The sequence below is a fragment of the Micromonospora pallida genome (assembly GCF_900090325.1).
Taxonomy (GTDB): domain Bacteria; phylum Actinomycetota; class Actinomycetes; order Mycobacteriales; family Micromonosporaceae; genus Micromonospora; species Micromonospora pallida.
In genome coordinates this window covers 3,114,580-3,134,560 of record NZ_FMHW01000002.1, presented here as the reverse complement: position 1 = coordinate 3,134,560, position 19,981 = coordinate 3,114,580, and the positions used below count along the sequence as shown (strand labels likewise).

The window sequence follows — 19,981 nt, the reverse complement described above, 5'->3', positions numbered from 1 at the left end:
GGTAGCGAGCGATTCTGCTCAGGGCATGCTCTCCCGGGACACGCTATGGCTGGCACCGGCGTTACTCAGGTGATCCGGTCAAGGCCCTCCGCGAAGTCCTGAAACCGGTCCGGCACCGTCAACCAGTCCCCGTTGGTGCGGTAGTCCAGGAACAGTCCTGCCTGGACCACGCCACGCACCATCGCCCTCAGCGGCCACGAGCCGCTTCGATCCAGGTACGCGAACACCGCACGCAGGAACGCCCGCAACGCCACCGGGTCGACCTGCACCTCGTCCTGTCCGGTGTCGTCGATCCCGCTTGGTGTCTCGACAAGCTTCTCCAGCAGCAGGACCTGCCCGCAGAACATCTGCGAGGTACGGAGGCCACGGTCCCAGATCTCCCGGCCGTCTACCGTGAAAAGCATCCCCATGACCGCCCCCACGTCGTCAGGCGGCCAGCACCCTACTACCCGAAGGCCGGGTTCACCCCGCAAGGTCCGTCATGATGGGCCGTCCAGGACGGAGGAGGCATGGTGTGGCGAGCGTTGATCGGGCTGCTCTGGGGAGCCGTCCTCATCGCGATTGGCGTAGCCCTCGCAACCGACTACCGCGGGGTTGCGACGAAGCACATTGAGCTTGCCTCACGCGTGGTGTATCCGCTTGGCCCGTCCCGCCGGGCGGGTTGGATGGATGAGCGTCTTGTCCGACGCCGCGCTCGTTTCGTGGTGTTCGACAGGATCTTCGGGGGCATGGTGGCCGTGTCGGGTACCGTGACGTTCCTCGTCGGAGGGTATCTGCTGCTCGCCTGATCTGGACCTGCTGGTGCGGGGATGCCGCGAGACGCGGCTGTATCGCGAAAAGTCGGAGCTTTCCGGCAAAAGGAAATTCTGATTCATGATCGCCTATGTGAATGACCCTTATCGAACGCGGTTTCTGATCTATTGTCGGTGTGTGTCGATTCGACGCTCCGCGTCTTGACATGCGTCTGTAGCGGCCAGGACACTCCCGAAGAAGGTGAAAGCCGATCGCAGGGTTGATCGGTCTGGGGTGTTGGTGGACGCCAGCAACTGGCCTGTCGACGGCACTGGCCGTGGAAGGTGAAGAACTCATGCCCAAACGTCGAAGAATCCTGCAATCGGTCCTGTCCGCAGTGGCGGCGATGCTGCTGGTGGCGACGACCGCACAACCGGCGTCCGCATGGACCTGGTCGTCCGTGACGAACGTGTACTACCCGATCGGCTCGTCCTACTGCGTGCGAGCCCAGGCCGGAATCGACCACTTCGTTCCCGGTTCTTTCTCGGGGAACCTGGCTTATTCCAACGCCTACCTGCTCAGGGTGCGTGTGGACATCATCACCGGGTGGCGTTCCTGCGAACTGGCTGCCACTGGCTGGGGCCGCGCTCGCCTGGACGTGCAGAAATGGAACGGGACTGCCTGGACCTTCTGCCGTGGCTCCGGCTGGGCGTACGGCAGCTTCGGCTGGTCGAGCGGCGAACTGGGCGGGCCGTATGGTCCGTCGCAGATCCTGGACTACGGCGGGTCGGCCTCGTGCGGCCAGGGCTACTACCGGACGATCGCATTCGCTGAGTACGAAGTCAGCCCGTCCACCTGGGTCGGTGGCAGCGTCCCTTCGCCCTACGAGTGGGTGCCCTGACCTTGCTCCACCCCATCAGGGGCCGGAACCGCCCGCTACGGGCTCCGGCCCCTGATGCAGGTGGGGCCTGGCCGAGCAGCCCCCGCTGACACCCCGACGTCGGGTCACCGCAAGGTCGTAGGCGAGCGAGCCCCCGCGTCGTCCGCGAAATCGCCTTGTCGTCCGGTTGGTCCGTGCCTACCGTGCGGGGATGCCTTTGCGACTGTTGTCGGTGACCTTCGACGCGCACGATCCGATCCGCCTGGCGAGATTCTGGGCCGATCTGCTCGGTCGGGAGGTCGTCGAGGACGCCGGTGGTGTGCTCCTGCCCGGCGACGACACCCAGGTCGGCCTCGGGTTCGCGCCCGGTGGTGCGGAGACGGTCCGGCCGAACCGCATGCACCTGCATCTGACCAGCGCAAGCGCCGCCGATCAGCCGCAAACGGTGGAGACGGTGCTGCGGCTCGGTGGTGACCACCTCGACGTCGGGCAGCGTCCCGAGGAGGGGCACGTCGTCCTGGCCGACCCCGAGGGCTACGAGTTCTGTGTGATCGAGGCGGGCAACAACTTCCTCGCCGGGTGCGGTTTCCTCGGGGAGGTCGCCTGTGACGGCACCCGGGAGGTCGGCCTCTTCTGGAGCGCGGCGCTGGACTGGCCACTCGTCTGGGACCAGAACGAGGAGACCGCGATCCAGTCACCGCACGGTGGTACGAAGCTGGCGTGGGGCGGCCCGCCGGTGGCCCCGAAAGTCGGGCGGAACCGGCAGCGCTTCGACCTCGCCCCGACCGGTGGCGACCAGCAGGCCGAGGTCGACCGGCTGGTCTACCTCGGGGCGACCCGGCTGGAGACCGGTGCCGACGGCGCTCTCGTGCTGGCCGACCCGGACGGCAACGAGTTCACCCTCAGCCGCATCTGACCGCGGCAGGGGCGGGCACCCGTCGCGCGCCGGATGTGGCGCTGCGAGCCGAGGCTACGGGCCTGTACCTCAGTCGGTGAGTGAGAATCGGGGGAAGCCGGCCAGAGTGTCGAGCGCCCACAGTTGCACATCGGAGCGCGGCGGGTCCGTCTCGCCCGGGGACGCGGGATCGTTGCGCTGCGCGATGAGTGCGCGTTTGCCCTCCTGATCGAGGGCGACCTCCCATCGCACGATGCTGCCAACGGTGTCCGGGACGATCTTCCAACCGGTCATCGGCCTCAGTTCGGTCTTGTCCCAGGTGCGCAGGTCCCAGTAGGTGAGGAAATTGTTGTAGGTGGTCCAGTGGTGGTAACCCACGAGGGCGATGTTCCCGTCGCCACTGAGGGCGACGGTGTTGGCCGAGTGGTAGCCGGCGTTCCGGATCAACGAGTATGCCTCCGGGTTGGCCGGGCTTGACAGGTTGTAGACCAGCACACCCCCGTCGCCGTTGCCGGACTGGTGACTTACCAGAGCGCGTTTCGCATCGGCGCTCATGGCCACCTCGTAGTAGTCGACGGAGTATGCGCCGGAACCCAGGAGCTGCTTCTTCCTCACCTGGCTCGAGTTCGTGAGGTCCCAGAAATGCACGCCGTCGCTGCCGCCGGAGATGGCGTAGTGGCCGTCGTGGTTGAGGGCGAGCGAGGTGACCCCCTTGGCGGCCAGTTCCCGGGGAATCGGCCGGGCCGGGTCCGCGAGATCCCAGAGCGTCAGCTTCCCGCTCAGGTGAAAGGTCGCCGCGTACCTGCCGTCTCCACTCAAGGCCACCTTGACTGCCGTGCCGCCACGATCAGGTATGAGTTCGGAGGCGCGGGGCTTCAGCGGATCGGTCAGGTCCCAGAGTGACACCGATCCGTGGGGAGGGTCCGCGCCCTCCTGCACGGAACTCGTAACGGCGCGCTTGCCGTCACTGCTCATAGCCACACTGTGCGCAGTGCCGGCGGGCTCGGACAGGATGGTGGCTCGAAAGTCCTTCGGTGGCTGGACGGTCGCCGTCCTCGTGGGTTCGCTCGGGGTCTCGTCAGCGGAACAGGCCGTGCCCGTTGCGAGCAGGACTGCCGCCAGGCAGATGATCCGGGTCAGCGAGGGGAGAGTCATGGCTGATCACCTGGGGCATGCAGAGGACGGCGCCACCCTGGTCCAGCCACGTTCCGAGGGTTGGTGTATCTGCTGGTAGGCGGAGCAGTCGAGCTGGCCGCTCCGCGTCACCAGGGCGGTGACCTGGAACGGCCTGCCCTGATCGTCGATGTCTATCGATCCGACGTTGCCATCCGCGATGAACTCCACTCTGAAGGTGTATTCGCAGTATCGTTCTCTGGTCACGGTGGAAAGGCGGAAGGTGACCTGCTCGCCGAGCTTCAGGGTATATTTGCGGCTGGCGAAGTAGTTGCCGGTCAACTGCGGAAGTGGGGCGCCGTCGACCACCTTGGATTCTTGCGCGAAGACGGAGTCGCGGTCGAGGTCGTAGCCGATCTGGACGGTTTCCGCAGAACCCTGCGGCGAATTGTCGAAAAGTGCGGCCTTCAGTGGCTCACGGCAACGCGGGCGAATGGCGATGTCGGTGATACGGACCTCCTTTGCGCGATTTCCCTCAAGTTCCAGCTCCACCGTGGAGACCCCGGACTCGACTCCCCCGTACGAGCGCATGATTTCCTGGGTGCTCTTTTCGTACGCCGCGAAATCGCCGTTGATGTCTCTGAGGGTCTGTGCGCTCACCGGGCCGGGAAACACCCAGGTGTTGTCGTTCTCCCGGGGGGGCAAGGGTGACTTTGTTGACTTTGATCGGGTCGCCGACGGGAGCGGTCGGGCTGCTGCCGGGGGTGGCCGACGGCGTCGGGGTCGGCTTGTCCTCTCCACCCAGGCCGAGCCACTTCACACCGGCTGTGGTCCCCACTCCGCCGACCACGGCGACGACAATTGAGATGACGCCCGCTACGAGTGCGCGTGACAGCCACTTCTCGCGCGGGGTCGGGTCTCCGTCCTGACTCTCCGGCCGTCGGCGAGGGGTGGAATCTTCGGCGGGCAACTACGTCACATCCTCAAGGAGATGGACCGAACGCGGCCATCGATTCTACACAGCGTTGTCCAATTCCGGGTCGACCAAGGGAGTGTCGGGGAGAAGCGGCCTCGAACGCGAGAAGGTCGAAGAATCCTGTAATCGGTCCTGTGCGCGGTGGCGGCGAGGCTGCTGCAGAACGAGGTCGACCGGCTGACCCGTCACCGGCCGCCGAGCCGCGCTGTCGGTAGCACCGATGGTGCACCGCTCCTGTAATCGAAACGGCGATCTACCAGCGGGTACGTGACGCGGCCGACTCATCCGCGATTCACCAGCTTAACGAGGGCTTCCTAGCGTCCGGGGTGATCACCCACCCCCACACCGGAGGCTTGACTTGAGCCAGACCCGCAGGGACTTTCTTCGCCGCGTCGGCATCGCCGGCGGCGCTGGCGTCATGCTTCACAGCATGGGTGCGCTCGGCCTGACCAGCGCCCATGCCGCGGAGACACCCCCGTTCACACCGCTGAAGAAGAGCGACCTCGGCCGGCACGGCAGGAAGACGGTCATCGTGATGGGCGGCGGCATCGCCGGCCTCACCGCGGCGTACGAGCTGCTCAAGGGCGGCTACGACGTCACCGTCCTGGAAGGCCGCGGCCGGCCCGGCGGCCGGAACTGGACCGTGCGTGGCGGCGACACCTACACCGACCTGAAGGGCCAGACCCAGACGGCGACCTTCTCCAAGGGCCAGTACATGAACGCGGGCCCCGGGCGCATCCCGCAGATGCACGTGACGCTGGACTACTGCAAGGAACTCGGCGTCCCGATCGAGGTCTTCACCAACCAGAACGCCGACGCCTTCCTCTACCGGGAGAACGTGCCGGGTGCCCTCAACGGTGTCCCGGTCCGCCAGCGGGCCGCCAAGGCGGACGCCTACGGTTACACGGCCGAGCTGCTCGCGAAGGCGACCGACCAGGGATCGCTCGACCAGTACCTCACCGCCGAGGACAAGGAGCGCCTGCTCACCTACCTGCGCAGCTTCGGCGCCATCGGGAACCGGGTCGCTGGTGACCCGGCGGCCAGCTTCAAGTACAACGGCGGCGGGCGTCGCGGCTACGCCCCGCAGCCGGGTGCCGGCCTGGAGGCGGGCACGCCCATCCCGCAGTACGCGATGTCCGACCTCTTCGCCTCGACGCTGGGCAACTACTTCTCGTTCGAGATGGGCTTCGACCAGGCGATGATGATGTACCAGCCGGTCGGCGGGATGGACCGGATCGCCTACGCCTTCGCCAAGGCGATCGGCGGCGGCCGACTGCGCTACAACGCCCAGATCGTCGAGTACAACAACACGGCCGATGGCGTCGAGGTCGTCTACACGACCCCGAGCGGTACGAAGAAGGCTGTCGCCGACTTCGCGATCAACGCCATGCCTCCGCACATCGCCGCGAAGATCAAGTCCAACCTGCCCACTGCGGTCGTCACCGCACTCGGGTCGGTGAGCGTCACCAACGCCGGCAAGATCGGCATCGAGTACAACCGCCGGTGGTGGGAGGAGGACTTCCGGATCTACGGCGGCATCACGAACGCCAACACCAACCTCGCGAACATGTGGCACCCGTCGTACGGCTACCACAGCGACCGGGGCACGATGATCGGCTACTACAACACCGGCGGGAACGCGAACTTCTACGGCAACCTCACCCCGCCGCAGCGGCTGGCGGAGGCGGTCACGCAGGGGAAGAAGATCTTCGGCGACGTGTACGGCCAGGGCATCACCGCGTCCTTCTCCCAGGACTGGGCCTCCACGCCGTTCTCTGAAGGGGCGTGGGTCGGCTGGCCCGGCGCGGTCGGCGGGCAGACCGGTGCGGGGTACCGCAGCCTCCTGGAGGCGACCGGGAACGTCTACTTCGCCGGCGACCACCTCAGCCACGCCATCGCCTGGCAGCACGGCGCGATGGTCTCCGCCCGCGTCGCCGTCGAGTCCATCCACGCCCGGGTCACGGCCGCATGAGCACGCCCGCCCCCACCCCCGGCATCCCCACCAGAAAGGCCCCCGCAGTGCGCCGACTCGGCATCCTCATCCCCGCCGCCGTCATCCTTCTCGCCGTCCCGACCGTCGCCGCCGCCGGCGGGCTGTTCCCGCCCCGGCCCGGTACCACGGTCAGCGTGCTCCCCGCCGGACAGGACAACCCGATGATCGCCGAGGGGGTGGCCATCGGTAAGGGCACGGCGCTGTACAAGACCAGCGGCCTCGGCCCCTCGGCCCTCAACACGGCCGCACCGGCCGGGTCGGAGGCGCGCTACATCGACACCGAGGTGTTCCCCGGCGGTGTGCTGCCGGCCGGCGTGACCATCACCGAGGCGCAGGGCATCAACGTGCTGCGCCGCATCGGCGAGAACCTGGCGAAGGCGGGCCTGTCCTACGAGGACGTCATCTCCATGCGGGTGTTCCTCCAGAATCCCGCCGGCCAAGAGCGGATGGACTTCAATGGCTGGAACCGGGCCTACCGCCAGTTCTTCGCCAACACCAGCCTGTCGACCGGTAAGCCGGTGCTCGTGCCCCTCGGGTCGGCTGCGCCGGCCCCGCCGATGGTGGTCAACCCGGCCCGGCCGTCGCGGTTCGCGCTCGAGATCGAGAATCTGCCGGTCAACGGCTGGCTGGTCGAGGTCGAGGTGGACGCCGCCTACCCGTCGAAGGACGAGTGATCCCACCCGTCACGTAGGAACCGTCGACCCGTCGCGTAGGGGATGTCCCCGTCCCCCGGCGACGGGTCGGCGGCCGCACCGGTCCGCTACGTTGTCCCGCGCCTGACGATCTAGAGCGCGAGGCGACAGCAGACGGGAATCATGATTCCGTTGGGTCTTCTCCTCGGCCGGGATACGCGTACGCAGGGCCTGATCCGCCCGTCAGTGGCACTGGCGATGGGGGATGTCCTTGGTGCACGTCACGCTTCGCCGTGCGTGCTGTGGCAGAATCGCCGGGCACGACTCAATGGAATGTGATGCCGTTTGGTGAGGGAGGGCCGTGGCGAAGTTGGTCGAGAAGGACAAGCTCGGCGGGCGCGTACGGACCACAGGCGAAGCGACAGCGGAGTCGGCTGCATCGCCTCGCCTGGGAAAAACGCTCCCTGGCTATGTGGCGGCGGCTGTCGGTCTTGCGGGTGTCTTGTATCGGGCGATTCTGATGGCGCTGGACGTTCCGCCAGCCAATAGCGATGAGGGCACTGCCGGGCTGGCCGCCCTGCACATCGGAGAAGGCCGGCACTGGCCGACGTTCTTCTACGGCCAGGACTACATGGGCACTTTCTACTCCTATCTTGCGGCCCCCTTGGCTCAGGTCCTCGGCACACACTGGTGGGTACTTCGTCTGCCGGCACTCGCGATTTATGCCGTCTTCCTTCTTCTCGTCTTCCGGCTGACGCGCACGCTCTACACGCCCTGGTTCGCCGTCTTCATCATGGCGGTCCTGGCGTTCGGGTCCGACCGGGTGGTCAAGGATCAGATCATCGGAGCTGGCGGCTATTCCGACGTGGCCACTGCCACCGCCGGGCTCATGCTGGCATCTGCACTTCTGGCTCTTCAGCCGGAGAAGCGGAACATGACATTCGCCGTGTGGGGTTTGCTGGCCGGTTACATTGTCTGGACCCACTGGCTCGCGTTGCCGTATGTGGCCGCTGCTGTGCTGCTCGTGGCATGGATGAGTCGATCAGAGCTGACGATACGTCGGGTGTCCCTGGCAGTTTCTGGATTCCTCCTCGGCGCAGCGCCGTTGATCTGGTTCAACCTCCGCTCCGATCACCCCAACTCCTTCTCGGTGCTGTTGTCGATCAGTGGCGCGACCGAGTCGGCCGCGTGGCCGGACAGGTTGCACGGTGCGGTTCTCCTCGGTCTGCCGCTCAGTTCCGGGATGTGTGCGCCCAGTCACTGTGCGACCTGGCAGATGTGGTGGGGACCGGCTTACCTGATTCTGATGGTCGTGGCAGCGGTCATCGCGGTCGTTGCGATACGCCGCGCCGACCCCGGCGAACGTCATGTGCATGCCAGTCGGCTTGCTCTCGTCGCCGGTGCTGCGATGACCCTGGCCGCGTACATCGCGAGTTCCTCGTCGGCGACGACCCCGATCGAAAGCGCCCGCTACCTTCACTACGGGATGGTGTCGCTGCCGGCCATTCTCTGGCCGCTGTGGACCGGCATGGGTTCCCTGGTCGGCAGGGCTGGGGCCAACATCTCCAACGGCAGGGGCGTACGCCAACGCCGTGTGACCGGCGCGGGCCGACGCGGCGTCGTCCTGGCCGTCGGCTGTGTTGCACTCACCTGCGCGGTCTTCGCCGGCCTGCTGGTCGCTACCGGGCAGTTGATCGCCCACCGGTCTCACTACGCTGCCAAAGCTGACGATGAACAGCAACTTCTGGACCAGTTGCGGGCAGATGGCATCGCGCACATCTACTCCGAGTACTGGACGTGCAACCGGCTTGCCTACCGCAGCGGGGAGCAGGTCCGCTGCGCGGTCCTCGACGAGAACCTGGCACCCGGGTTCGATCGTTACCGACCGTACCGTGACCAGGTCCGGCAGTCGGAGCAGGTGGCCTACGTCCTGCCCGGATCGAGCGCCATGGCGGACAACATGGCCCGGTCTGCCCCTCAGGGGGTCGACGTGGTTTCTGTACGTGAGATCGCGGGCTACCAGGTTTACCTCTGCCGCCAGAAACCGGAGCGGAACTGAGCAGGCATCCGAACGGCAGTGGCGGAGCGACCTGGCATACGGCTCAACGAACCAGCAGGAGAACGGCTGGCCGAGGAAGCGGAGGTCGCACCGGGCGACGACGCAGATTCAGTCGCGGGTCTGCTCGTCAATTGTCCCGGTGCGCCCCCGCTTCATTGTTGGGACAGGGCATCGAATCCCCGCTCGTCGAACGCGTGCCTCCCGAGGGCCGCCTGGCTCGATTGGTCGGCGCGCTGGGGCGGCTCCGGCCAACCGCTCCGATGCAGCAGGCAGGGGTGCCGGAGCCTGATCGGGCTGCGGCCCGGACATGCGACGTGGCTCCGTCTCCCAGTGGGGAGACGGAGCCCTGGTCAGCCGAGGAAGCTCGGTCAGTTGTCGTTGTAGAAGAAGCCCTTGTTCATGGTGCTGCCGCTCATGTCGATGCCGTCCGGGCAGTAGACGAAAGAGCCGCGGCGGTCGCCGGCCCAACGGATCGTGCCGGACTTGAACGCGCCACTCTTGCAGAACGCGTAGGCCCAGTACTCGTCAGGTCCGTTCCCGTCGACCCAGCCGCCGTAATTGTAGCCGTCATCTTTGGTGATGTGTTGAGCCCCGAACCACGTCGGCGTCACTTCTGTCGCCAGGGCGGGAGAAGCGGGAAGAAGTGGAAGGACCAGAGCAGCAGCCAAGGCTGGGATTGCGGTTTTCATGCGCATGATGAGGAAATCTCCGTCCACGAATGAAGTAAATCTGGGCGGTTAGCGGCCCGTGCCCAGATCAGACGGCCTCGAGAATGAACCCTCGTTGACCGGGGCCATCCTTGATTCCTGACGGGCAGTAGGAGGACGAGCCGCGACGATCACCGGCCCAGCGCCAGACACCATACGACGGGTCCCCGACTTTGCAGTGGGCAAAGCTCCGATACCGGTCAGGTCCGTTGCCGTCGACCCAGCCGGCGTAGGTGGTGCTGGTGTCGGTGGTGACATGCGTGGCACCGAACCACAGTGGAGCGGCGTCGGTGGCCGACGCGGGCTGGCCGGACAGCAGGCATGCTGTTAGCGCGGCGCCAGCAATAATTGCCGATCGCAATTTACTCATCATTTAGAATTATCCCCGTTGGTGTTGAACTGGACGGACGGGAAGCGGGGGGTGCCCCGCCGGCCGCCGAACCACTGGGTCGGATTCTGTTGGCCACCAGAGCTTCCGACGCCACGATCATATAGGCGACGGTCATCGCCATGGTCCCCGATCCGGCCGGTCACTACGCAGCGCACCGCGACTGGTCACGCAGGGTTGGGTGGACGGTTGGCGGTTGTCCACAAGATGCGCATATCTTCCGAACTGATCACGAAGGTCGGTGACATAACGCGAAGGTAACGGCTTGATCACGGAGTGCGAGGCTGTGGTTACTCATCGCCCCGCCTCGCCCGGACCCTCTGGCAGGGGGTGGGACCGGGCGCGGACCTGTGCGCCCTCGGCCGCATCCTGTTCGAGATGCTCACCGGTTGCCCGCCCTGCCCGGCCAGGAGCGCGCTGGACATGCTGCACCAGCACCTGCGCGCGCCGGTTCCGGTCGTCACCGAGTACCGGCGCGACGTCCCCGACGACCTGGCACGTTTCGTTTGCCGTCTGCTCGCAGGGACCGGGCCGACCGGCCGGTGTCCGCCGTGGACGTCAGACACTCACTCCTGCCGTTCACCAGCGGCCGGAACATTTTGCCTTCCTAATGTGCGGGGAACTGCCATACCGTTCGTGCGGCACCTCCCGGTGCGCAGGCAACGGTTACTTCCGCTCCCAACGGGGAGCCGCGGGTTCGAATCCCGCCGCCGCCTCTGGCGGTGTCGACCAGCGGCCCAGGTCACCTTGGCCCGCAAGGGCCAGTCGCCGTCGCCGCTTTGGTCTCGGGAGGCGCCCGCGCGCCGCATACCCGGTGCGAAGGACACGGCCACTTCTCTGGTATGGGGCCTGTGAGGCCCTGCGGTTCGAACCCGCTGACGCCGTGTCCGACCCTGATCTCGGTTCTGCGGCGTGAACGGTTCTCAGGGCCCGGAGTCGTCCTGCCGTTCGGAATCATCGTTCTCTCTGCCCCTGCGCGGTCCGGGCGCCGACGCGACCACTCCTGCTGGAGCAGGATGCCGCCGATGCGGGCTCGGGACAGCGCGCGGTGAGGTCGGCGAGCGGCCGGTGGGTTCGGTGGCGTACCGGACGGGGCGGGGGCATGGCCGGACTTCCTCCTGGTGGCGGCGGCCGGGGCCGGGCGTCCAAACGGGTGGTGAGGCCGGGTGCGGTCTGGATCGCTGCGCTGTGCGTGGCCTGGCGATTGGCTAGGCAAGTGAGCGTTAACAGGAGCCGAAGTGTTCGCCAAACTACGGACGCTCTCCGATCTTGTCAAGAGCTCTACCTGCGACGACATCTCCCGTTGACAAGGAGGACATCGGGGGTTGACATCCCCGGATGTTAACGCTCACACTTCTCGGCCAGATGGGTAGTGGCTGCCAGGCCGCGGAGCCGGGGACCGGCCGCACGGGATGGCCCACCAAGGCGTCAGAAAGTTGGAGGAAGGTCCAATGTCGAAGAAGTTCCTCGCGGCCGTCGCCGGCGTGGTGCTGGCCGTAGGCCTGGCCGGGTGCGGTGGTGACTCGTCCGCGTCCGGTGGCGGCGGAGCCGGCGACGACACCATCACCATGGGCTTCGCCCAGGTCGGTGCCGAGTCCGGCTGGCGTACCGCCAACACCAAGTCCATCCAGGAGTCGGCCAAGGAGGCCGGCATCGAGCTCAAGTTCTCCGACGCCCAGCAGAAGCAGGAGAACCAGATCAAGGCGATCCGCAGCTACATCCAGCAGAAGGTGGACGTCATCGCCTTCAGCCCGGTGGTCGAGACCGGTTGGGACGCGGTGCTGCTCGAGGCCAAGCGCGCCAACATCCCCGTGATCCTCACCGACCGGGCGGTGGACTCGGAGGACACCTCGCTCTACCGGACCTTCCTCGGGTCGGACTTCGTCGCCGAGGGCAAGAAGGCCGGCGAGTGGCTGGTCCAGGAGTCCACGGGTCAGAGCGAGGTCAACGTCGTCGAGTTGCAGGGCACGACCGGCGCCGCCCCCGCCATCGACCGCAAGGAGGGCTTCGCCGAGGCCATCAAGGCGGCCCCGCAGATCAAGGTCGTCGCCTCGCAGACCGGCGACTTCACCCGGTCCGGCGGCAAGCAGGTGATGGAGGCCTTCCTCAAGTCCAACCCGAAGATCGACGTGGTCTACGCCCACAACGACGACATGGGCCTGGGCGCCATCGAGGCCATCGAGGCGGCCGGCAAGAAGCCGGGCGTCGACATCAAGATCATCACGGTCGACGCGGTGCGCGACGGCATGCAGGCCCTCGCCGACGGGAAGATCAACTACATCGTCGAGTGCAACCCGCTCCTCGGCCCCCAGTTGATGGACCTCGCCAAGAAGGTCATCGACGGCGAGCAGGTGCCCCAGCGGGTGGTGACGGAGGAGACGACGTTCACCCAGGAGCAGGCGAAGACCGCGCTGCCCAACCGCCAGTACTGAGACGGGCGGAATCCGCCCACCGGCGCCCCGCCATCCGCACGTGGATGGCGGGCGGCGCAACCCCGGTGCCGGCCACCCGACCGGCCAAGGCTCGTAGCACGTGATGGAGGACCACCATGTCGGTGGACGCGAAGCAGGCACCGCGTACGGGACAACCGGTCGCGCTCGTGCAGATGCGGGGGATCTCGGTGGAGTTCCCGGGGGTGAAGGCCCTACAGGAGGTGGACTTCCGACTGTTCCCCGGCGAGGTGCACGCCCTCATGGGCGAGAACGGCGCGGGCAAGTCGACGCTCATCAAGGCCCTGACCGGCGTCTACACCCCGACCGCCGGGGTGACCACGCTCGCGGGGCACCGGGTGTCGTTCTCCGGCCCGGCCGCGGCCCAGGACTCGGGCATCAGCACCGTCTACCAGGAGGTCAACCTCTGCCCGAACCTCACCGTGGCGGAGAACATCCTGCTCGGCCGTGAGCCGCGGCGGTTCGGTGCCGTCGACGGACGGGCGACCCGGGCCCGCGCCGCCGAACTGCTCGCCGACATGGGGCTGCGCATCGACCCGGGCTCCGTCCTGGCCGAGCACCCCATCGCCGTCCAGCAGCTCGTGGCGATCGCCCGCGCCGTGGCCGTGGACGCCAAGGTCCTCATCCTCGACGAGCCGACCTCCAGCCTCGACCAGGACGAGGTCGCCGAGCTATTCCGCATCATGCGCGTGCTGCGGGACCGGGGAGTCGCCATCCTCTTCGTGTCCCACTTCCTCGAGCAGGTCTACGAGATCTCCGACCGGATGACGGTGTTGCGCAACGGCCGTCTGGTGGGGGAGTACTTCACCGCCGAACTCAGCCGGCTCGAGTTGGTCTCCCTCATGATCGGCCGGGAACTCGGCGTCCTGGCGGAGGTGGAGCGGCTCGCCGAACAGGCCGGTGAGGAGGCCGCCACCGTCCCCGTGCTGCGGGCCACCGGACTCGGTCGTAAGGGTTCGGTCGCGCCGTTCGACCTCCAGATCAACCGCGGCGAGGTGGTCGGTCTGGCCGGGCTCCTCGGCTCCGGCCGCACCGAGCTCGCCCGGCTGCTCTTCGGAGCGGACCGCCCGGACAGCGGTCAGGTGACCGTCGACGGCAAGGTGGTGCACCTGCGTGGTCCCCGCGCCGCCATCGCCGCCGGAATCGCCTTCTGCTCAGAGGACCGCAAGGGCGAGGGCGTGGTGGCTGACCTCAGCATCCGCGACAACCTGATCCTGGCCATGCAGGCCGCCAACGGCTGGGCCCGACCCATTCCCCGTCGCGTCAAGGACCAACTGGTCGAGAAGTGGATCAAGGCGCTGGACATCCGGCCGGCGAACCCGGACGCGCTCGTCGGCAGGCTGTCCGGCGGCAACCAGCAGAAGGTGCTGCTCGCCCGCTGGCTGGTCACCAAGCCGAAGCTGCTCATCCTCGACGAGCCCACCCGGGGCATCGACATCGGGGCCAAGACCCAGATCCAGAAGCTCGTCGCCGAACTCGCCCAGGAAGGCATGGCCGTGGTCTACATCTCCGCCGAGCTCGAAGAGGTCGTGCGCCTGAGCCACCGCGTCGTGGTGATGAGGGACCGAGCCAAGATCGCCGAACTCGACCAGCACGCGACCGTGGACGACATCATGCGGCTCATCGCCCACGTGGACGAGCGTTCCGAGGCGGTGGCGGCATGACCGCCACCCGTCCCCTGGAGCGGTTCCGCGACAGCGGGCTGCTCTGGCCCCTGGTGGCCCTCGTCGTGCTGCTGGCCGCCAACGCCGTGGTACGCCCGTCGTTCCTCGCGCTGCGGTTCCAGGACGGCCACCTCTACGGCAGCCTCGTCGACATCCTGAAGAACGGCGCGCCGACCATTCTCATCGCGCTCGGCATGTGCCTGGTCATCGCGACCCGGGGGATCGACCTGTCGGTGGGCGCGGTCGTCGCGATCGCCGGTGCGGTCGCCTGTTCCTACATCGCGGGGGCGGCCGACCCCGGCAGCGCCGGGACCGCCCTGGTCGGCATGGGGATCGCGCTGGTCCTGTGCGCCGTCCTCGGGCTGTGGAACGGCTTCCTCGTCGCCGCCCTCGGCATCCAGCCGATCATCGCGACGCTGGTGCTGATGATGGCCGGACGGGGCATCGCCATGCTCATCACCGACGGTCAGATCATCACCGTCCGTAACCCGGCGTTCCGTACGGTCGGCGCCGGCTTCCTGGTGCTGCCCGTCTCGATCCTCGTCGCCGTCGCCGTGTTCGCGCTCGTCGCGCTCGTGACCAGGAAGACGGCCCTCGGCCTGCTCATCGAGTCCGTCGGCATCAACCCCGAGGCCAGCCGACTCGCCGGCCTGCGGGCGGGCACCATCCGGTGGACCGTCTACGTGTTCGCCGCGATCTGCGCGGGCGTCGCGGGCCTGATGGTCAGCTCGAACGTCAGCGCCGCCGACGCCAACAACGCCGGCCTCTGGATCGAGATGGACGCCATCCTGGCCGTGGTGATCGGTGGCACCTCGCTGGCCGGCGGGCGCTACAGCCTCACCGGCACGGTGCTCGGCGCGCTGATCATCCAGACCCTCACCACGACGGTCTACAGCATGGGCATCGCGCCGGAGATCACGCTCGTCTTCAAGGCCGTCGTCGTCATCGCCGTGTGCCTCCTACAGGCGCCCAAGGCCCGGGCGGCCCTGCTCCGCCGCACCCGGCGACGGCCCGCGCCCCCGGCTCCGGCCGTCGCGCCCACAGCCCCTCCGAGTCCGCAGACCCCGACCGCAGCGGCGGTGGAGAAGGTGGCCCAGCCATGACGACCTCAGCAACGCCCGTCAAGGGCAAGGCCCCGCTCGGGGCGCTCCCGGGCCGCCGGTCGCTCCCCGGCCGGGTCGTCCCGGTGGTCGCCACGTTCGTGCTGTTCGTGCTCCTCTTCGGGGTCGGCACCGCCCGCTACGACGGGTTCCTGTCCGGTCAGGTCGTGGCCAACCTCTTCATTGACAACGCCTTCCTCATCGTCCTGGCCGTCGGCATGACCTTCGTCATCGTCACGGGGGGCATCGACTTGTCGGTGGGGGCGGTGGTCGCGCTCTCCACCATGGTGGCCGCGGCCGGCCTGCGGGCCGGGCTGCCGGCGCCGCTGGTGGTGCTGCTGGTGCTGGCGATGGGAACGACGTTCGGCCTGCTCATGGGTCTGGTCATCCACCACTTCGAGATCCAGCCGTTCATCGTCACCCTGGCCGGCATGTTCCTCGCCCGGGGGCTGTGCTTCGTCGTCGGCGTCGAGTCGATCTCGATCAAGGACCCGACCTTCCGTACCGTCGCCACCGCCGCGATCCCACTGTCCGACACGGTCTCGATCACCTGGAGCGTGGTGATCGCCCTGGCCCTCGTGGCGGTGGCCGTCTGGGTGCTGCACCGGACCCGGTTCGGCCGCACGGCGTACGCGGTCGGCGGCAACGAGAACTCGGCGCTGCTCATGGGCCTGCCGGTCGCCCGGGTGAAGGTCGGCGTCTACGCCATCAGTGGACTCTGCTCCGCCATCGCCGGACTTCTCTTCTCGCTCTACATGCTCTCCGGCTACGGCCTGCACGCCGTCGGCATGGAACTGGACGCCATCGCCTCCGTCGTCGTCGGCGGCACCCTGCTCTCCGGCGGCGTCGGTTACGTCCTCGGCTCACTGCTCGGCGTTCTCGTTCTGGGTGTCATCCAGACACTGATCTCGTTCCAGGGCACGCTGAGTTCATGGTGGACGAAAATCGCGATCGGCACACTCCTGCTCGTCTTCATCGTCATGCAGCGGGTCTTCCTGGGGAGGAAGCCGTGACGGCGGCCGCGGCCAAGGCCCCGGTGATGGCCGACGTCGCCCGCCTCGCGGGCGTGTCGCACCAGACGGTTTCCCGGGTGATCAACGGGTCGCCCAGCATCAAGCCGGAAACCCGGGATCGGGTGCTTCAGGCCATCGAACGACTCGGCTACCGCCCCAACACCGCCGCCCGCGCGCTGGTGCGCGGACGCTCCGGCATCATCGGCATCGTCGGCACGGCCCGGACGCTGTTCGGCCCGACCAGCATCCACCGGACCGTCGAGGACGCGGCCCGCGCCGCCGGCTACTTCGCCACCTCGGTCAACCTCTCCGAGGTGACGCGGCGGGCCCTCAGCGACGCCACCGAGCACCTGATGCGGGTCGGCGTGGAGGGCATGGTCATGATCGCCGGCCACGACGAGGCGCTCGAGGTGGTCCGTACCCAGCGATCCCAGGTCCCGTTCGTGGTGGTGGAGGGGGACCTGTCGAAGGCGTCCCTCACCGTCGGGGTGGACCAGGTACGCGGTGCCCGAATGGCCGTCGCACACCTGCTGGAACTGGGACACCGCGAGATCGTGCACGTCAGCGGTCCGCTCAACTGGGCGGAGGCCCGCGCCCGGGTCGAGGGCTGGCGCCTGGCGATGAGCGAGGCGGGCCTGCGCCCGGCCGAGCCGATCCACGGCGACTGGAGCTCCCGCAGCGGCTACGCCGCAGGGCTGCGGGTCTGCGAGATGCCCGGGACGACCGCGGTGTTCGCCGCCAACGACCAGATGGCGATCGGCGTGCTCCGCGCGCTGCACGAGTGCGGCCGGAGGGTGCCGGAGGACATCTCCGTCATCGGCTTCGACGACGTCCCGGAGGCCGCCTACCTCATCCCGCCGCTGACCACGATCAAACAGGACTTCGACGCCGTCGGTCGACGGGCGATCGAGGTCGTCACGCAGGCGATCAAGGGCGAGGAGCTGCACCCCTCGCCGTTGGTCATTCCCACGCTCGTGGTGCGCGAGAGCACCGCGCCACCGACAAGGACCGGCTGATGAGCAACGACAGGTACGTGGTGGGGGTCGACTTCGGCACACTGTCGGGACGGGCCCTGGTGGTCCGGGTCTCCGACGGCGCCGAACTGGGGTCGGCCGTGTACGAGTATCCCCACGCCGTGGTCACCGACGCCCTTCCCGCCGGCGTGGCGCTGCCCCCGGAGTGGGCGTTGCAGGTGCCCCAGGACTACCGCGAGGTCCTGCGGGTGGCGGTGCCGCAGGCGGTACGGGCGGCGGCGGTGGACCCGGCCGCCGTCGTCGGCATCGCCACCGACTTCACGGCCTGCACGGTGCTGCCGACCACGGCCGACGGCACCCCGCTGTGCGAACTGCCCGCGTACGCGGACCGGCCGCACGCCTACGTCAAGCTGTGGCGGCACCACGCCGCCCAGGGACAGGCCGACCGGATCAACGAGCTGGCCCGCCGGCGCGGGGAGGCCTGGCTGCCACGCTACGGCGGGCTCATCTCCTCCGAGTGGGAGTTCGCCAAGGCGCTCCAGGTCCTCGAGGAGGACCCCGAGGTCTACGCCGCGACCGAACGCTGGGTGGAGGCTGCGGACTGGATCGTCTGGCAACTCTGCGGCAGCTACGTCCGTAACGCCTGCACGGCCGGGTACAAGGGCATCCGCCAGGACGGGAGGTACCCGTCGCCGGAGTTCCTCGCCGCGCTCGCCCCCGGCTTCGCCCGCTTCGTCGTCGACAAGCTGGAGCACCCCATCGGCCAGCTCGGCGAGGTCGCCGGCCGGCTCACCGCGCAGGCGGCCGCCTGGACCGGACTGCCCGAAGGCATCGCGGTGGCCGTCGGCAACATCGACGCCCACGTCACCGCGCCCGCCGCCCAGGCCACCGAACCCGGTCAGCTGGTGGCGATCATGGGCACCTCCACCTGTCACGTCATGTCGAGCACGGTGCTGCGCGAGGTGCCGGGCATGTGCGGCGTGGTGGACGGCGGGATCGTCCCGGGGCTCTGGGGCTACGAGGCCGGTCAGTCCGGGGTGGGGGACATCTTCGGCTGGTTCACCCGCACCGGCGTGCCCGCGGCGTACGAGGCCGAGGCGACCGAGCGCGGCATCTCGGTACACGAGCTGCTCACCGAGCGGGCCGCCGGCCAGGCGGTGGGGGAGCACGGGCTCGTCGCGCTCGACTGGCACAGCGGCAACCGGTCGGTCCTCGTCGACCACGAGCTGTCCGGCGTCGTCGTGGGGCAGACGCTGGCGACCCGCCCGGAGGACACCTACCGCGCGTTGCTCGAGGCCACGGCCTTCGGCACCCGGGTCATCCTCGAGACGTTCCGGGACAGCGGCGTGCCGGTCTCCGAGGTCATCGTCGCCGGCGGTCTGACCAGGAACCGCCTGCTCATGCAGATCTACGCCGACGTGACCCGGATGCCGCTGTCGGTGCTCGCCTCCGAGCAGGGGCCGGCGCTCGGCGCGGCGATCCACGCCGCCGTAGCCGCCGGCGCGTACCCCGACATCACCACCGCGGCGAAGGCCATGGGCCGGGTCGCCCGGGCCGCCTACCTGCCCGACGAGGAGCGGGCCGCAGCCTACGACGAACTGTTCGCCGAGTACCTGACGCTGCACGACTACTTCGGCCGGGGCACGAACCCGGTGATGAAGCGGCTCAAGGAGATCCGCCGTTCCGCGATGGCCGCCGCCGGCCGGAAGGAGAACTGACCGTGACCGTCCTGACCGACGTGGACGCGACGATCCGACGCCTGCGCGAGGAGGTCTGCCGGCTGCACGCCGAGCTGATCCGCTACGAACTCGTGGTGTGGACCGCCGGCAACGTGTCGGCGCGGGTGCCCGACCGCGACCTCCTGGTGATCAAGCCCAGCGGTGTGGCGTACGACCAGCTCACGCCGGACAACATGGTGGTCTGCGACCTGCACGGCCGGGTCGTCGACGGCGCCCACGCGCCGTCGTCCGACACCGATGCCCAGGCGTACGTCTACCGCCACCTGCCGCACGTGGGCGGCGTGGTGCACACCCATTCGACCTATGCCACGGCCTGGGCGTCCCGGGGTGAGGCGATCCCCTGCGTGCTGACGATGATGGCCGACGAGTTCGGCGGCGACATCCCCGTCGGGCCGTTCGCGCTCATCGGCGACGACTCCATCGGGCGCGGGATCGTCCAGGCTCTCTCGCAGAGCCGTTCGCCCGCGGTGCTCATGCGCAACCACGGCGTCTTCAGCGTCGGACCGACGGCCCGGGCCGCCGTCAAGGCCGCCGTCATGTGCGAGGACGTTGCCCGCACCGTCCACATCGCCCGCCAGCTCGGTCATCCGCTGCCCATCGACGAGCGCGACGTCGACTCCCTCTACGACCGCTACCAGAACGTCTACGGGCAGCGCTGACCCGCCC

The 19,981-nt window shown here is 68.2% G+C and carries 18 protein-coding genes and 1 tRNA gene; 14 read left to right on the top strand and 5 right to left on the bottom strand.

Translation table 11 applies throughout. From position 1 onward, the window contains the following. Positions 1-65: 65 nt before the first annotated feature. Positions 66-404 carry a DUF6086 family protein gene (locus tag GA0074692_RS12560; RefSeq protein ID WP_141725257.1) on the bottom strand — a complete coding sequence of 113 codons (339 nt, stop codon included), beginning with the start codon at positions 402-404 and terminating at the stop codon, positions 66-68. Between the two features lie 105 nt (positions 405-509). Here GA0074692_RS12560 and GA0074692_RS12555 point away from each other — a divergent pair, with 105 nt between their 5' ends. The 3 genes from GA0074692_RS12555 to GA0074692_RS12545 all read left to right on the top strand — a co-directional run bounded on the left by GA0074692_RS12555 (position 510) and on the right by GA0074692_RS12545 (position 2,528). Further along, positions 510-788, top strand: coding sequence for a hypothetical protein (locus GA0074692_RS12555; protein WP_091643786.1), 279 nt, complete (start codon positions 510-512; stop codon positions 786-788). Positions 789-1,087: 299 nt separating this feature from the next. Further along, entirely contained in the window at positions 1,088-1,633 is a 546-nt protein-coding gene (locus GA0074692_RS12550; RefSeq protein WP_141725256.1) for a hypothetical protein, read from the top strand. 190 nt (positions 1,634-1,823) lie between these two features. Beyond that, positions 1,824-2,528, top strand: coding sequence for a VOC family protein (locus GA0074692_RS12545; protein ID WP_091643777.1), 705 nt, complete (start codon positions 1,824-1,826; stop codon positions 2,526-2,528). Positions 2,529-2,597: 69 nt separating this feature from the next. Here the strand turns inward: GA0074692_RS12545 and GA0074692_RS12540 are convergent, their stop codons facing one another. Further along, positions 2,598-3,662: a WD40 repeat domain-containing protein gene (locus tag GA0074692_RS12540; protein ID WP_141725255.1), complete on the bottom strand. Its 1,065-nt coding sequence runs from the start codon at positions 3,660-3,662 to the stop codon at positions 2,598-2,600. 6 nt (positions 3,663-3,668) lie between these two features. After that, entirely contained in the window at positions 3,669-4,280 is a 612-nt protein-coding gene (locus GA0074692_RS12535; RefSeq protein WP_091643769.1) for a hypothetical protein, read from the bottom strand. Between the two features lie 674 nt (positions 4,281-4,954). Here GA0074692_RS12535 and GA0074692_RS12530 point away from each other — a divergent pair. The 3 genes from GA0074692_RS12530 (at position 4,955) to GA0074692_RS12520 (ending at position 9,280) form a co-directional block, all read left to right on the top strand. Beyond that, complete coding sequence (locus GA0074692_RS12530; RefSeq protein WP_091643765.1) at positions 4,955-6,568, top strand: flavin monoamine oxidase family protein; 1,614 nt, start codon at positions 4,955-4,957, stop codon at positions 6,566-6,568. Further along, positions 6,565-7,263, top strand: coding sequence for a Rid family hydrolase (locus GA0074692_RS12525; protein WP_091643762.1), 699 nt, complete (start codon positions 6,565-6,567; stop codon positions 7,261-7,263). Before GA0074692_RS12530 ends, GA0074692_RS12525 begins: the two co-directional genes overlap by 4 nt. A gap of 319 nt (positions 7,264-7,582) precedes the next feature. Beyond that, entirely contained in the window at positions 7,583-9,280 is a 1,698-nt protein-coding gene (locus GA0074692_RS12520) for an ArnT family glycosyltransferase (RefSeq protein ID WP_141725254.1), read from the top strand. Positions 9,281-9,648: 368 nt separating this feature from the next. Here the strand turns inward: GA0074692_RS12520 and GA0074692_RS12515 are convergent, their stop codons facing one another. Together GA0074692_RS12515 and GA0074692_RS12510 are read right to left on the bottom strand one after the other, a co-directional pair. Continuing rightward, complete coding sequence (locus GA0074692_RS12515) at positions 9,649-9,996, bottom strand: hypothetical protein (protein ID WP_141725253.1); 348 nt, start codon at positions 9,994-9,996, stop codon at positions 9,649-9,651. A 40-nt stretch (positions 9,997-10,036) separates the two neighbouring features. Continuing rightward, complete coding sequence (locus tag GA0074692_RS12510; protein WP_091643749.1) at positions 10,037-10,360, bottom strand: hypothetical protein; 324 nt, start codon at positions 10,358-10,360, stop codon at positions 10,037-10,039. Positions 10,361-11,013: 653 nt separating this feature from the next. Between GA0074692_RS12510 and GA0074692_RS34690 the strand changes: the two genes are divergently transcribed. The 8 genes from GA0074692_RS34690 (at position 11,014) to GA0074692_RS12475 (ending at position 19,974) form a co-directional block, all read left to right on the top strand. Then, positions 11,014-11,090 (top strand) — tRNA-Ser (locus GA0074692_RS34690). 736 nt (positions 11,091-11,826) lie between these two features. After that, a complete protein-coding gene (locus GA0074692_RS12505; protein ID WP_091643746.1) occupies positions 11,827-12,807 on the top strand; it encodes an ABC transporter substrate-binding protein in 981 nt (326 codons plus the stop codon). 116 nt (positions 12,808-12,923) lie between these two features. Next, the gene (locus GA0074692_RS12500) at positions 12,924-14,489 is read left to right on the top strand and encodes a sugar ABC transporter ATP-binding protein (RefSeq protein WP_218106640.1); all 1,566 of its coding nucleotides are present in this window, start codon (positions 12,924-12,926) and stop codon (positions 14,487-14,489) included. After that, positions 14,486-15,592, top strand: coding sequence for an ABC transporter permease (locus tag GA0074692_RS12495; RefSeq protein ID WP_091643741.1), 1,107 nt, complete (start codon positions 14,486-14,488; stop codon positions 15,590-15,592). Before GA0074692_RS12500 ends, GA0074692_RS12495 begins: the two co-directional genes overlap by 4 nt. Beyond that, positions 15,589-16,602, top strand: coding sequence for a galactofuranose ABC transporter, permease protein YjfF (gene yjfF / locus GA0074692_RS12490; protein ID WP_091643738.1), 1,014 nt, complete (start codon positions 15,589-15,591; stop codon positions 16,600-16,602). Before GA0074692_RS12495 ends, yjfF begins: the two co-directional genes overlap by 4 nt. After that, the gene (locus tag GA0074692_RS12485) at positions 16,599-17,618 is read left to right on the top strand and encodes a LacI family DNA-binding transcriptional regulator (RefSeq protein ID WP_245730283.1); all 1,020 of its coding nucleotides are present in this window, start codon (positions 16,599-16,601) and stop codon (positions 17,616-17,618) included. The genes yjfF and GA0074692_RS12485 overlap by 4 nt, the downstream gene beginning before the upstream one ends. Further along, positions 17,618-19,294: a ribulokinase gene (gene araB, locus GA0074692_RS12480; RefSeq protein WP_091643735.1), complete on the top strand. Its 1,677-nt coding sequence runs from the start codon at positions 17,618-17,620 to the stop codon at positions 19,292-19,294. The genes GA0074692_RS12485 and araB overlap by 1 nt, the downstream gene beginning before the upstream one ends. A gap of 2 nt (positions 19,295-19,296) precedes the next feature. Then, entirely contained in the window at positions 19,297-19,974 is a 678-nt protein-coding gene (locus GA0074692_RS12475; RefSeq protein ID WP_091643732.1) for an L-ribulose-5-phosphate 4-epimerase, read from the top strand. Positions 19,975-19,981 lie beyond the last annotated feature (7 nt).

What these genes read in the sequence shown, in the direction of transcription:
- GA0074692_RS12525 (WP_091643762.1), top strand. Translation starts at nt 6,565, where the DNA reads ATGAGCACGCCCGCCCCCACCCCCGGCATCCCCACCAGAAAGGCCCCC.
- GA0074692_RS12505 (WP_091643746.1), top strand. Translation starts at nt 11,827, where the DNA reads ATGTCGAAGAAGTTCCTCGCGGCCGTCGCCGGCGTGGTGCTGGCCGTA.
- GA0074692_RS12560 (WP_141725257.1), bottom strand. Translation starts at nt 404, where the DNA reads ATGCTTTTCACGGTAGACGGCCGGGAGATCTGGGACCGTGGCCTCCGT.
- GA0074692_RS12545 (WP_091643777.1), top strand. Translation starts at nt 1,824, where the DNA reads ATGCCTTTGCGACTGTTGTCGGTGACCTTCGACGCGCACGATCCGATC.
- GA0074692_RS12540 (WP_141725255.1), bottom strand. Translation starts at nt 3,662, where the DNA reads ATGACTCTCCCCTCGCTGACCCGGATCATCTGCCTGGCGGCAGTCCTG.
- GA0074692_RS12550 (WP_141725256.1), top strand. Translation starts at nt 1,088, where the DNA reads ATGCCCAAACGTCGAAGAATCCTGCAATCGGTCCTGTCCGCAGTGGCG.
- GA0074692_RS12495 (WP_091643741.1), top strand. Translation starts at nt 14,486, where the DNA reads ATGACCGCCACCCGTCCCCTGGAGCGGTTCCGCGACAGCGGGCTGCTC.
- GA0074692_RS12555 (WP_091643786.1), top strand. Translation starts at nt 510, where the DNA reads ATGGTGTGGCGAGCGTTGATCGGGCTGCTCTGGGGAGCCGTCCTCATC.
- araB (WP_091643735.1), top strand. Translation starts at nt 17,618, where the DNA reads ATGAGCAACGACAGGTACGTGGTGGGGGTCGACTTCGGCACACTGTCG.
- yjfF (WP_091643738.1), top strand. Translation starts at nt 15,589, where the DNA reads ATGACGACCTCAGCAACGCCCGTCAAGGGCAAGGCCCCGCTCGGGGCG.
- GA0074692_RS12500 (WP_218106640.1), top strand. Translation starts at nt 12,924, where the DNA reads ATGTCGGTGGACGCGAAGCAGGCACCGCGTACGGGACAACCGGTCGCG.
- GA0074692_RS12510 (WP_091643749.1), bottom strand. Translation starts at nt 10,360, where the DNA reads ATGATGAGTAAATTGCGATCGGCAATTATTGCTGGCGCCGCGCTAACA.